Annotated in this window: 13 protein-coding genes; 5 read left to right on the top strand and 8 right to left on the bottom strand. The window is 64.0% G+C overall.

Annotation, left to right across the window (positions count from 1 at the left end; genetic code table 11):
* Positions 1 to 183: 183 nt before the first annotated feature.
* On the top strand, positions 184 to 858 hold the full coding sequence (tenA, locus tag AC066S_RS02895; RefSeq protein WP_126259122.1) for a thiaminase II: 675 nt from the start codon (positions 184 to 186) through the stop codon (positions 856 to 858).
* A gap of 196 nt (positions 859 to 1,054) precedes the next feature.
* Positions 1,055 to 1,225 carry a hypothetical protein gene (locus AC066S_RS02900; protein WP_165424819.1) on the top strand — a complete coding sequence of 57 codons (171 nt, stop codon included), beginning with the start codon at positions 1,055 to 1,057 and terminating at the stop codon, positions 1,223 to 1,225.
* A 343-nt stretch (positions 1,226 to 1,568) separates the two neighbouring features.
* On the opposite strand, the gene AC066S_RS02905 is transcribed toward AC066S_RS02900, so the two are convergent.
* Together AC066S_RS02905 and AC066S_RS02910 are read right to left on the bottom strand one after the other, a co-directional pair.
* Positions 1,569 to 2,492, bottom strand: a complete 924-nt coding sequence (locus AC066S_RS02905; RefSeq protein WP_478268863.1) for an HpcH/HpaI aldolase/citrate lyase family protein — start codon at positions 2,490 to 2,492, stop codon at positions 1,569 to 1,571.
* Between the two features lie 2 nt (positions 2,493 to 2,494).
* Positions 2,495 to 3,661 carry a CaiB/BaiF CoA transferase family protein gene (locus tag AC066S_RS02910; RefSeq protein WP_478268864.1) on the bottom strand — a complete coding sequence of 389 codons (1,167 nt, stop codon included), beginning with the start codon at positions 3,659 to 3,661 and terminating at the stop codon, positions 2,495 to 2,497.
* A gap of 446 nt (positions 3,662 to 4,107) precedes the next feature.
* Between AC066S_RS02910 and AC066S_RS02915 the strand changes: the two genes are divergently transcribed.
* A complete protein-coding gene (locus tag AC066S_RS02915; protein WP_478268865.1) occupies positions 4,108 to 4,452 on the top strand; it encodes a hypothetical protein in 345 nt (114 codons plus the stop codon).
* 353 nt (positions 4,453 to 4,805) lie between these two features.
* Positions 4,806 to 5,483, top strand: coding sequence for a ParA family protein (locus AC066S_RS02920; protein WP_027547672.1), 678 nt, complete (start codon positions 4,806 to 4,808; stop codon positions 5,481 to 5,483).
* A gap of 76 nt (positions 5,484 to 5,559) precedes the next feature.
* On the opposite strand, the gene AC066S_RS02925 is transcribed toward AC066S_RS02920, so the two are convergent.
* The 5 genes from AC066S_RS02925 to trxB all read right to left on the bottom strand — a co-directional run bounded on the left by AC066S_RS02925 (position 5,560) and on the right by trxB (position 9,559).
* The gene (locus AC066S_RS02925) at positions 5,560 to 5,706 is read right to left on the bottom strand and encodes a hypothetical protein (protein ID WP_126259299.1); all 147 of its coding nucleotides are present in this window, start codon (positions 5,704 to 5,706) and stop codon (positions 5,560 to 5,562) included.
* Between the two features lie 152 nt (positions 5,707 to 5,858).
* Positions 5,859 to 6,011: a hypothetical protein gene (locus AC066S_RS02930; protein ID WP_167767801.1), complete on the bottom strand. Its 153-nt coding sequence runs from the start codon at positions 6,009 to 6,011 to the stop codon at positions 5,859 to 5,861.
* A 281-nt stretch (positions 6,012 to 6,292) separates the two neighbouring features.
* Positions 6,293 to 7,201 carry a 4-hydroxy-tetrahydrodipicolinate synthase family protein gene (locus AC066S_RS02935; RefSeq protein ID WP_135171653.1) on the bottom strand — a complete coding sequence of 303 codons (909 nt, stop codon included), beginning with the start codon at positions 7,199 to 7,201 and terminating at the stop codon, positions 6,293 to 6,295.
* A gap of 463 nt (positions 7,202 to 7,664) precedes the next feature.
* Entirely contained in the window at positions 7,665 to 8,588 is a 924-nt protein-coding gene (locus AC066S_RS02940; protein WP_063197141.1) for a LysR family transcriptional regulator, read from the bottom strand.
* 5 nt (positions 8,589 to 8,593) lie between these two features.
* On the bottom strand, positions 8,594 to 9,559 hold the full coding sequence (gene trxB / locus AC066S_RS02945; protein ID WP_135171652.1) for a thioredoxin-disulfide reductase: 966 nt from the start codon (positions 9,557 to 9,559) through the stop codon (positions 8,594 to 8,596).
* Positions 9,560 to 9,823: 264 nt separating this feature from the next.
* Between trxB and AC066S_RS02950 the strand changes: the two genes are divergently transcribed.
* Positions 9,824 to 10,312, top strand: a complete 489-nt coding sequence (locus AC066S_RS02950) for an Lrp/AsnC family transcriptional regulator (RefSeq protein ID WP_126259128.1) — start codon at positions 9,824 to 9,826, stop codon at positions 10,310 to 10,312.
* A 380-nt stretch (positions 10,313 to 10,692) separates the two neighbouring features.
* Here the strand turns inward: AC066S_RS02950 and greA are convergent, their stop codons facing one another.
* Positions 10,693 to 11,166, bottom strand: coding sequence for a transcription elongation factor GreA (gene greA, locus AC066S_RS02955; RefSeq protein WP_018643807.1), 474 nt, complete (start codon positions 11,164 to 11,166; stop codon positions 10,693 to 10,695).
* Between the last annotated feature and the right edge of the window lie 170 nt (positions 11,167 to 11,336).

Raw genomic sequence — 11,336 nt, forward strand, 5'->3', positions numbered from 1 at the left:
GCCCCCACTTCGGAGCGGAACAGGTTGATGCCGAGCGCGATCTGCGCGGCTCGAAGCGGGGGGCCTATCCGCAACGCTGCTCAATGCCAATCTTGTGCACCGTCACCGTAGCTCCTCGATTCGCAATGCGCTATCCGTAGCGAGCCAAAGACGTTCATGGACAACAAGCCAGGCGAAAAGATCATGAGTTTCTTCGAGCGTCTCAAGACAGAAGCATCCGTTGAGTGGCGGGCTTATACCGAGCATCCCTTCACGAACGGATTGGCAGACGGCTCGCTCCCCGAAGCGGCGTTTCGTCACTACCTCGTTCAGGACTATTTGTTCCTAATCGAGTTTGCGCGCGCCTACGCGCTCGCGGTCTACAAGTCGCCCAGACTTGCCGACATGCGTGAAGCCGCGGCCGGCCTTTCGGCCATCCTTGATGTCGAGATGAACCTGCATGTGAAGCTCTGTGCCGAATGGGGCCTATCCCCGAGCGATCTTGAACAGGCCCCTCCGGCGGCCGAGATGCTGGCCTATACGCGCTACGTGCTGGATGCGGGAATGCGCGGCGATCTGCTGGCACTCAAGGTGGCGCTTGCGCCTTGCGTGATCGGGTACGCGGAGATCGCGACGCGGCTCGCCTCGCGTCCCGCTGCCGACGCGGCGAGCAACGCCTATCGCGTCTGGATCGCCGAGTACGCCGGCGTGCCGTATCAGGAGGTCGCTGCCAAGGCGCGGACGCATATGGAGCATCTCGCCGATCTCTACGCCACGCCGGCCCGCGAGGCCGAGCTGATTGCGATCTTCAAGGAAGCCACCCGCCTCGAGGCAGACTTCTGGGAGATGGCCTGGCGCACGGGCCAAGCTGTCGCATAGCGGTGTCGGCAATCGTCAGGCGCCCCTACTTCCCTCCCGCCACCATCCACACCACCACCGCAATAAGTCTCCATGCGCTCTCCTGAACGCTGATATCCAAGCCGCGCGAGCGAATTGTTGGCCTGCGTTCGACTGGACAAATTCGCCATTTGGAGTAGCCTTTTCAGATACAGCAACATGTTAGCGGAGGTTCTCCGTGGAACATCGCGGCGTAAGCTTCTCGATCGTTGAAATGAGCTACCCGGCTGGTTGGAAGTGGACTGTCGGAAAGGGCCGAACAGTGTCGGTCGGTGTCTGTGCGACGAGGCTCGACGCGATCCGCCAGGCTCAGACCTTCATCGACGCGATCATGGACTGGGCTGCCTAGGCTAAAGTCAAAATGCTCGCCTTCGATTGGTCATGCCGAGCACCGTAAACCCAGCAGCTGAGTTTCTGTCGGCGCGGCGCTACCTCCCGCCACCACCCACACCACCACCGGCAACGTCGCCGCCGCCAGCAGCGTCCCCACTGCCACCGCGCCCAAGACCGGGTTCATCAGCCCCTGATCTGGACCGCGAGGATGTCCGCGTTCGCTCGGTGACATCGCCGCGAACAGCACGATGAGGCCGGCGGCAGACCGAGCAGCTTTGCCAGCACGCCGCCGCCGGCATCATGCCGGCCGCGATCAGCGCGACCACCGGCGCGACGATCAGCGATATGGCCATGCGCAGCTACGACCCCAGCTCGATGATCCTGCGCGCCATCCGCACATTGGCATAATCGATCATCTTGCCGTCCAGCGTCACTGCGCCCTGACCCTGCGCCTCAGCCGTCTCCATGGCCTCGACGACGCGCCGCGCCTGGGCCAGCTCCTCGGCCGACGGCGTGAACGCGCGCAGCGTCGGTTCGATCTGGTCAGGATGGATGACCTGCTTGCCGTCAAAACCCATCGCCGCGGCCTTTTGCGCGCTGCTTTCGGTCAGCCTCGCGTCACGAAACGCGCCGCAGGGGCCGTCGATGGCGCGCAGGCCGAAGGCGCGCGCGGCCACCAGCAGGCGCATCATGGGATAGGCGAACAGGTCGAGCGGCGTGGCGGCGTAGCCGCTTTGCGCTGAACCCACATGGCGGTAGCCATCCGGCGAGATTCCGATGTCGGAGGTGCGGGCGCCGAGCGAGGCCGCGAGATCACCGACGCCGAGATGCAGCGCGGCCACGCTTTGGTGTGCGGCGGCGAGCGCATCGACATTGACGAGGCCCAGCGCGGTCTCGATCAGGAGTTCGAGCGCGGCCGGCACGGCGCGATCCGGCGCGGAGGCGCGCAGCTGATCGGCGATGGCAACGATGTCGCTGGCGCGCTCCGCCTTCGGCACGATCACCGCATCCAGCCTTGGAAGTGCGCCCAGTGCGCGGATCTCCTGCGCGATGAACGGGCTGTCGACAGCATTGAGCCTGACCGCGACGCGCTTGCTGCCCCAGTCGAGCGAGGACAGCGACCGCACCGCTTCCTCCAGCGCAACAGCCTTCTCGGACGGCGGCACGGCGTCCTCGAGATCCATGAACACCGCGTCCGTAGCTGAGGCGGCGGCCTTGGCGACGAGACGGGAGCGATGCGCGGGAACGGCCAGATAGGCCCGGCTCGGTCGCAGCGAGACCATCGTCACGTCTCCTTGGCCAGCCCGAGTTCACTGAGGATGGACTCATTGTGCTCGCCGACATCAGGCACCGGATCCATCCGCGGGCTCACGCCGGGAATGGTCAGCGCGGGCAGGAAGCTCATCACCGGGCCGCACGGCGATCCCACGCTTTGCACCCGCGAGCGCGCATGCAGCTGCTCGTGCGCCAGGAAGGCCTCGACCGAGTTCAGATGCGCGTTGGCGACCCCGGCCTCGTCCAGCAGCCGCAGCACCTCCTCGCCGCTCATGGCGGCGAAGCGCTGCTCGATATGCGCCTGCAGCTCGTCGCGGTTCTGCATCCGCAGCGGATTGGTGCGGAAGCGCAGGTCGTCGGCGAAATCGGCATCGCCGAGCACGATGCGGCACAGCGAGCGCCATTCCCGGTCGTTCTGGATGCCGAAAAAGATGGTGCTGCCGTCGCCGGCCCGGAACGGGCCGTAGGGCGCGATCGTGGCGTGCCTGGCGCCGGTGCGCGGCAGCGGCCGGCCGGTGCTGCTTGTGTAGAAGGCGGGATAGCTCATCCAGTCGGTAATGGAATCGAACAGCGAGGCCTGGAAGGCCGTGCCCTTGCCGGTCCGCTCGCGGCGGTACAGCGCCATCAGGACGCCATTGAGGATGTACATGCCGGTGGCGATATCGACCACGGAAAGCCCGACCTTGGCCGGCTCCGCCTCGGTGCCGTTGATGGCGAGCACGCCGGCCTCGCACTGGACCAAGAGGTCATAGGCCTTCTTGTCGCTGTAGGGGCCGCCGCTGCCATAGCCCGAGACGTCGCAGGCGATGATGCGCGGATACTTTTGCAGGAGCGATGCGGCATCGAGGCCGAGCCGTTCCGCCGCGCCCGGCGCTAGGTTCTGGATGAACACGTCGGCCTGCGGCAGCAGGGCGTCGAGCACCTTGCGGCCTTCAGGGCTCTTGATGTCGATGGCAAGGCTTTCCTTGGAGCGGTTGGTCCAGACGAACTGGCTCGACATGCCGTTCATCACGTGGTCGTAGTCCCGGCAGAAATCGCCGGTGCCCGGCCGCTCGATCTTGATCACCCGCGCGCCCCAATCCGCCAGGTGCCGGCTCGCCAGCGGCGCCGCGATCGCCTGCTCGAGCGAGACCACTTTGACGCCCGACAGCGGCAGCTCCGCCTCATTCCCCTCCATGCGACTTCCTCCTCGCGTGCGCTTTTCGACCGGCGCAGGAGACAGGCCGGCCACCCCACGCGCATCTTCTTGATGCTGCCATGATGCCCCCGTTTTGCCCGACAAGTCAAACCCGGTTTCGCCAAATCCTAAGACAGAAAAGACTGTGGGATTACCGTGACTTGGCTACTTTGCATGGGGTTGTTTTCGCAGTTTTTGTGGGGGGAGGCCGTCTTTCCCCGCGCAGCTGTCATCCTCCGCGAAAGCGGGGGATCCAGTACGCCGCAGCTTCTCGGGGAACGTCCGGCGTCTCTGGAATACTGGGTCACCCGCCTTCGCGGGTGACGACAGCGGTGGAGATGGCCTGTTGCCGAGACCGCACAGCGTCCGGCTTTCGCATCTCCCTCCGTTGCCAACGAACAGCGGTTCACCCACTATCCGCTTCTGTTCGACACGTGGGGGATTCCATGCCGGCGCTTCGCTTCAAGACATCCTTGGCTGCTGCAACCCTCGCCATGGCCCTCGCCCTGCTGGTCCAGCCCGGCACCGGCTTCGCCTACACCCAGGAGGAGCAGCAGGCCTGCTCGCCGGATGCGATGCGGCTATGCGGCGAGTTCGTTCCGAACGTCGATGCCATCACCGCCTGCATGATCAGGAAGAAGGCGCAGCTCTCGCCGCAATGCCGGGTGTTCTTCCGTCCCGGACCCGAGCCGGGCGAGCAGCGCGCCGGCAAGCCGACCAACATCGCGCCCAAAACCGCGAAGAAGAACGCCAAGCCGGCGGCCAAGAAGAAAAAGACCAGCGAGGGCTGAGCGCCTCGCGCCTCGTTCCTCTTTCGAAACTTCGTAATGTAACGGACTCCTTTTGTTCGCGCGGCTTGGCGCGTGGCTTGCGGCGATGCCGGGCAAACATCACGGAAAAGAGTCGGGTGTCGATTTGCGCGGCGAAGTTGCATTCCGCTTTGGTCCGAACGAATGCTCAAGAAACGCACAGAACACAGCGTTTGACTGCAGCTGGTGTCGCGCCTCGCACATGCCAGTGTGACTCAAAAGCCAGCACGCCTTGTTATTTCGTGACCGTGGCGCCACTCCCGATAAATTTATCTTTCACGAATCAGCGCGGTGATTCATTTTCGCGGCCTGGGGTCAATCTGGAGGCCGAAGGTATGAACGTCATTGTTTTTGCATCGCGTAAAGGCGGCTCGGGCAAGAGTACCCTCGCCGCACATCTTGCCGCACAGATCAAGGCGAGCAAGCAGGTCATGCTCGTGGACGCGGACCCGCAGGGCTCGCTGACGCTGTGGCACAAGCTGCGCGGCACCAACGAACCGCCGATCAAGTCGGCGGTGAACTCGGTCAGCGGCATCGTCTCCGCTGCCAAGCGCGACGGTTATGAATGGGTGTTGATCGACACGCCGCCGAACCTCTCGGCCGTGGTCGACGACGCGATCAAGAACGCCACCATGGTGGTGATTCCCGCCCGTCCCGGCGTGTTCGACGTCAACGCGGTGCAGGAGACCATCCAGATGTGCCGCGCCGCACGCAAGCCCTATGCGGTCGTGCTCAACGGTGCGCCGGCCAAGCGCGACGAGGCCGAAAGCCCGATCGTCACCATCGCCCGCGAAGCCCTGGCGAAATTCCGTGCGCCAGTGTGGGGCGGCCAGATCACCAACCGTTCGGATCTGCTGATGGCGCTGAGCCATGGCGAGGGCGCGCGGGAGTATCAGGCCGAGAGCCGTGCGGCCCAGGAGATCGCAAGGCTGTGGGCGGCGATCGAGCGTTCAGTGAAGGCCATTCGCGGCACGGCGTCGGCATCCGGCGCAATGCACAAGCAGGCAGCCTAATTTTTTAAAATCATTCCCCGGACGGAAAACGCGCGGTGTCCGCGCGTTTTGCGTTTCTTGGACCGGCGGAAAAGAGTTACGCCACCATCAGCATGTAGAACACGATGACCGGCGACAGCGTGAGGATCACCGACCAGATGCCGACGGCCCAGAGAATGTCCTCGGTGGTAAAGCTCTGCTCGGTGGACAGCTTCTCGTATCCGGCGTCGAAATGCGACGCCATTTCATTCTGACTATTCACAAAACGCCCCCGCGATTTCTTCGCTTATGGGCGTGAACGATACCCGGGATGTTTTAAGATTCCGGCTTGCAAGCTGCCGCGCATTTTGAACGCATTTGTGACGGCCGTTTAACCATCCGCGCGCGCTGCCGCCTTTAGGTCAGCCAGATCCGAAACAGCAGCACCGGCATCAGGCCGAGCATCACGGCCCAGAACCCGAACGACGAAACGACGAGAATTCCCTGCAAAAGATCGGCCGGCGCGAATTGCCGGGCGGCCGTCGGCCGGATGCGATGCCCCATGGTCATTCCCCCTCTGAGAAGCCTTTCGAGGACAACGATAGGCACCGGAGCGTAAACGAGTCGTGGATGCGCCATGCCGCGGCTGCGAAGACTGTTCGCGCGTTGTTAACCACGAGGCTTGCTCGGCCATATCCGCCAGTGTCATTCCGGGGCGCGCATAGCGCGAACCCGGAATCCATTCATCCACCAACTCTGCCGCGCCATGGATTCTCAGATGCGCAATTGCGCATCCTAGTTCGCGACTTCGTCGCGCCCCGGAATGACATGCGGGTGGAGTGAGAGGGCTGCTACGCCGCGACTTTCGTCCGCCGCTCGATCTCGCGATCGATGGCGGCGGCGAGCTCGCTGCTGACTTCGACCATGGGCAGGCGCACCTCGGGGCTGTCGATCAGGCCGCATCGCCACAGCCAGTACTTCGCCGGCGCCGGGCTCGGCTCGGTGAACAGCAGGCGCGTCAGATCCGCGACTTCATGCCAGCGCGCCTGCGCGGCGTCGCGGTTGCCGCGCTTGTGCTCGGCATGCACGGCCGCAAAGGTCGCGGTCTCGACATGAGCCGACAGCACGATGCCGCCGTCGGCGCCGTCGGTGAGCGCCTCGAAATAGTTCGCATCCTCGCCGGTGAGCACGCGGAATTCCTTCGGGCGGTCGCGCAAGAGCGCGATCGATTGCTCGCGGCTCGCGCCGCAATCCTTCAGGCCCACGATGTTCCTGTGCTCGGCGAGCCGCAGCATGGTCTGGTTGGTGATGTTCACCGAGGTGCGATAGGGAATGTTGTAGAGCGCGAGCGGCCAGGCGGCGTGGTCGGCGAGCGCCTCGAAATGCGCCAAGAGGCCGCGCTGCGAGGGCCGCACGTAATAGGGGCTCGCGATCAGATAACCGTCGATCGGCCAGTCCGCGGTCTCGTCGAGACGTTCCTGCAGCCGCGCGGTGTCGGCGCCCGACAGACCAAGGCAGACCGGCAAGGTGCGGCGGCCGGCCGCCATCTCCTCGCTCACGACGGCGACGAGACGTTCGAGCTCGGCCTCGCGCAGAGTCATGCCTTCGCCGGAGGTCGCGCCCAGGATGAAGCCGTCGATGCCTTGCGCGCTGTAGTGCCGCGTCAGCCGCCGCAACGACCGCTCGTCGAGGGCGCCGTTCTGGAACGGCGTCACCAGCGGCAGCCACAGCCCGTGCAATTGTTCCTGTAGACCAGTCATGTTTCCATCTCCTTCTCGGGAAAAAAACCTGAGACGGAGGGCACATGAAAAAACCCCGTCCAGGCGGCGGGGTTTTCGAAGATTTGCAGCGATGACGAAGCTTAGCTAGTGCGCGCAAACATCCGAGGCCCCGGGATGGGGGCCTTTTTTCGAGGCGATGGCCTCGAACGAGATTGCGCACGACTTCGTGATCATTTGCGAATGATGCGGGGTATGCGTGGAACTGTCAATACACGCGGAGGGCGAGGGTTGATTTGACAGAAAAAAAGCCGGACCCGAAGGGCCCGGCTTAGGTATTGGCCACGTGAGGCCGACACAATCACCTTCCAAGAGGGATTACTGAACTCCCGCGCCACTGGAGGAGGGGGACAAATGCGCAACGCGAAGGCTCAGCGTGCAAACAGTATGGGCTTGACGAGCGGCCCGCAGCAACAGCCGAGGCCGCATGTCAGTCATGCGGAAATTAGGACGGCCAGCGCTGCGCCTTGCTGACCACGAAGTCGCGGAACACCTGCACGCGCGCCACCGTTTTCAGCTCCTCGGGATAGACGAAATAGGTATCGAGCTGGATCGAATCCGACTCGCCGAACAGCTGCACGAGTTTGCTCTGTTCCTCGACGAGGTAGTCGGGCAGGGCGGCGATGCCGAGGCCCTGCTGACAGGCGCGCACCAGACCGAGGATGTTGTTCACCCTGAAATAGGCTTCGCGCGGACCGGAGCCGTTGCGCCCGGCTTCGACCAGCCAGTTACGGTTCTGCAGATGCGGCGCGAAGTTGCCGTCGGCGAGCGTGATGATGCGGTGGGAGTCGAGCTCCTCCAGCGTGCGCGGCGTGCCGAAGCGCTTGATGTATTCCGGCGAGCAATAGGCGTGGAAGCCCATCGCGAACAGCTTGCGCTGGATCAGATCCGGCTGTGTTGGCTTGCGGGTGCGGATCGCGACATCCGCCTCGCGCATCGACAGATCGAGCTCCTCGTCGGTGACGATCAGGGAGATCCGGATCTCGGGATAGAGCGCGGTGAACTCGCCGAGCCGCGGGATCAGCCAGTTGATGCCGACGCCGGGCGTGGTGGTGATCTTGAGGTCGCCGCTCGGCCGCTCGCGGCTGTCGGTGAGTTTCGCGCGCGCCGCCTGCAGCTGCATGAACACGTCATGCGCGGTGCGGAACAGGAGGTCGCCCTGCTCGGTGAGGATCAGGCCGCGGGCGTGGCGGTGGAACAGCGAGACCGAAAGCTCCTGCTCCAGCGCCGAGACTTGGCGCGACACCGCCGATTGCGACAGGCCGAGTTGCTCGCCCGCATGCGTGAAGCTGCCCGCTTCCGCCGCTGCGTGAAACACCTTCAGCTTGTCCCAGTCCATATCCGTAAATCCGTCGCGTGTTCGGGGCATGATCGTTATTCCGCTGCCGCGCGCTCGCTGGCGCGAAGGGCCAAGAAACGTTCGGCCTCGAGCGCGGCCATGCAGCCGAGGCCTGCGGCCGTCACGGCCTGGCGATAGGTCTCGTCGGCGACGTCGCCGGCGGCGAACAGGCCGGGTACCGAGGTGGCAGTCGAGTTCGGGGCGACCTCGACATAGCCCGACGGTTTCAGCTTGATCTGGTCTTTCACGAGTTCGGTCGCCGGCGCGTGACCGATGGCGATGAAAATGCCGTCGGTCTTCACGTCGGTCAGCGCGCCGGTCTTGACGTTCTTCAGGCGCACATGGGTGACCTTGTTCGGGTTCTCGGTGCCGCAGATTTCGTCGACTGCGGAGTCCCAGATCACCTTGATCTTCGGATGCTTGAACAGGCGCTCCTGCAGGATGCGCTCGGCGCGGAAATGATCGCGGCGATGCACGATCGTGACCTGCGAGGCATGGTTGGTGAGGTAGAGCGCTTCCTCGACCGCGGTATTGCCGCCGCCGACCACGACGACGTCCTTGTTGCGGTAAAAGAAACCGTCGCAGGTGGCGCAGGCCGACACGCCGCCGCCCTGGAACTTGGCTTCGGACGGCAGCCCGAGCCAGCGGGCTTGCGCGCCGGTGGCGAGGATCACGCTGTCGGCGAGATAGACGTCGCCAGAGTCGCAGGTAAGGCGGAACGGCCGGTGCGCCGTCTCCAGCCTGGTGACTAGGTCGGTGACGATCCTGGTGCCGACATGGACCGCCTGCTTCTCCATCTGCTCCATCAGCCAGGGGCCCTGGATCACGTCGGCGAAGCCCGGATAGTTCTCGACGTCGGTGGTGATGGTGAGCTGGCCGCCGGGCTGGATGCCCTGGATCAGGATCGGCTCGAGCATCGCCCGCGCGGCGTAGATCGCCGCCGTGTAACCGGCGGGGCCGGAGCCGATAATGACGACCTTTGCATGAACGGGAGCGGACATTCCGATGGACGCCTTTCACGGGGGATTTGCAGCGCGGGCGCGGAACATGCCGGGAGGCGTTGCGGGGCGCTGAAATGTCAGAGCTAATCTAAGCCTTCTGGTGAGCTATGCAAGAATTGCATTCCCTCTCGGCGGATTTTTCCAACAGGGAACAAAAGTCGATTGCGATGCACGCGCAATAAAATTGCGCTGACGTTGCAGACTGGTTATGAGGATTGCGACAACCCACCCAATACCGCCGTAAAGGCCAGGAGTTCCAATCACGTGTCGCGGAACCTAGACGAGATCGACCTGAAAATTCTCACCGAGATTCAGGCCGACGGTCGAATCACGAATGTCGAGCTGGCCAAGCGAGTCGGCATCTCGCCGCCGCCCTGCCTGCGCCGCGTCCGGGCGCTGGAGGAGGAGGGCTATATCCACGGCTACCGCGGCCTGTTGGATGCCCGCAAGCTCGGCTTCGACGTGACCGTGTTCGCCGCCGTGCACCTGTCCAGCCAGGCCGAGGCGGATTTGCGTGCCTTCGAGGAATTCGTCCGCGCCGAACCGCTGGTGCGGGAGTGCTGGATGCTGTCGGGCGAGGTCGATTTCATCCTCAAATGCGTCGCACCCGACATGGCGACCTTTCAGGATTTCGTCACGCATCTGACGGCGGCGCCCCACGTCCGCAACGTGCGGACCTCGCTGGTGCTGCATAATTCGAAATATGAGGCGGCGGTGCCGCTGGATGTGAAGGGGCGGAGGTCGCCTCTCTAGGCGTCCTGCCAGTTCCGTCATCCTGAGGTGCGAAGCATCGGGCGCAAAGCGCCCGATGGAGAGCCTCGAAGGATGCGAGGCCCGCATGCAGCGGCGCGCGCCAACAGCCGGGCCGTTGCCCTTCGAGGCTCGCCGAAGAGGCGAGCACCTCAGGGTGACGGTGATGGAGTGATGCTCGCTGCTCCTGCCGCGTCATTGCGAGGAGCTTTTGCGACGAAGCAATCCAGACTGTCTTCCGCGGAGAGATTCTGGATTGCTTCGCTGCGATCGCAATGACGCGGGGAGACGGCACGGTCTCGCTCACCGCAGCAACGCGCCGAAACAAAAAGGCCGCGCGGATCGCACGGCCTTTTTCAAACGTCACATGCAGCGGCAAATCCCTACCGCCACTCCACCTTGGTGATCTCATACGCCTTGGCGCCGCCGGGTGCGTTGACTTCGACGGTCGATCCCTTCTTCTTGCCGATCAGCGCGCGCGCCAGCGGCGAGGTGATGGAGATGCGGCCCTTCTTGGCGTCGGCCTCGACCTCGCCGACGATCTGCCACACCGTCTTCTTCTCGGTGTCCTCGTCGACCAAGGTCACGGTGGCGCCGAACTTGATGGTGTCGCCGGACAGTTTCGAGATGTCGATGATGTCGGCGCGCGCCAGCTTGTCCTCGAGCTCGGCAATGCGGCCTTCATTATGCGACTGCTCTTCCTTCGCGGCATGATATTCCGCGTTTTCCGACAGGTCTCCGTGCGAGCGCGCTTCCGCGATATGCTCGATAATGCGCGGACGATCTTCCGACTGGCGCTTCTTCAATTCTTCCCCGAGCGCGACAAAGCCGGCCTGGGTCATCGGAACCTTTTCCATCTCTTCTCTCGTCCTTCAGCTGCGCGCCCACCAAGACCGGGCGCGGCAACCTTGATTCGTCGGTATTCCCGGGCTGAACACGCGCCCACCGGGAGTTATGTGGGTCTGGCGCCGGAACAGAACAACCCACATGGCCGGACAGTTCCTCCGGCCATTGTGGCTTCATTGCC

It is taken from the genome of Bradyrhizobium sp. CFUWI (assembly GCF_056429085.1).

What these genes read in the sequence shown, in the direction of transcription:
- tenA (WP_126259122.1), top strand. Translation starts at nt 184, where the DNA reads ATGAGTTTCTTCGAGCGTCTCAAGACAGAAGCATCCGTTGAGTGGCGG.
- AC066S_RS02905 (WP_478268863.1), bottom strand. Translation starts at nt 2,492, where the DNA reads ATGGTCTCGCTGCGACCGAGCCGGGCCTATCTGGCCGTTCCCGCGCAT.
- AC066S_RS02910 (WP_478268864.1), bottom strand. Translation starts at nt 3,661, where the DNA reads ATGGAGGGGAATGAGGCGGAGCTGCCGCTGTCGGGCGTCAAAGTGGTC.
- AC066S_RS02915 (WP_478268865.1), top strand. Translation starts at nt 4,108, where the DNA reads ATGCCGGCGCTTCGCTTCAAGACATCCTTGGCTGCTGCAACCCTCGCC.
- AC066S_RS02920 (WP_027547672.1), top strand. Translation starts at nt 4,806, where the DNA reads ATGAACGTCATTGTTTTTGCATCGCGTAAAGGCGGCTCGGGCAAGAGT.
- AC066S_RS02925 (WP_126259299.1), bottom strand. Translation starts at nt 5,706, where the DNA reads ATGGCGTCGCATTTCGACGCCGGATACGAGAAGCTGTCCACCGAGCAG.
- AC066S_RS02930 (WP_167767801.1), bottom strand. Translation starts at nt 6,011, where the DNA reads ATGACCATGGGGCATCGCATCCGGCCGACGGCCGCCCGGCAATTCGCG.
- AC066S_RS02935 (WP_135171653.1), bottom strand. Translation starts at nt 7,201, where the DNA reads ATGACTGGTCTACAGGAACAATTGCACGGGCTGTGGCTGCCGCTGGTG.
- AC066S_RS02940 (WP_063197141.1), bottom strand. Translation starts at nt 8,588, where the DNA reads ATGCCCCGAACACGCGACGGATTTACGGATATGGACTGGGACAAGCTG.
- trxB (WP_135171652.1), bottom strand. Translation starts at nt 9,559, where the DNA reads ATGTCCGCTCCCGTTCATGCAAAGGTCGTCATTATCGGCTCCGGCCCC.
- greA (WP_018643807.1), bottom strand. Translation starts at nt 11,166, where the DNA reads ATGGAAAAGGTTCCGATGACCCAGGCCGGCTTTGTCGCGCTCGGGGAA.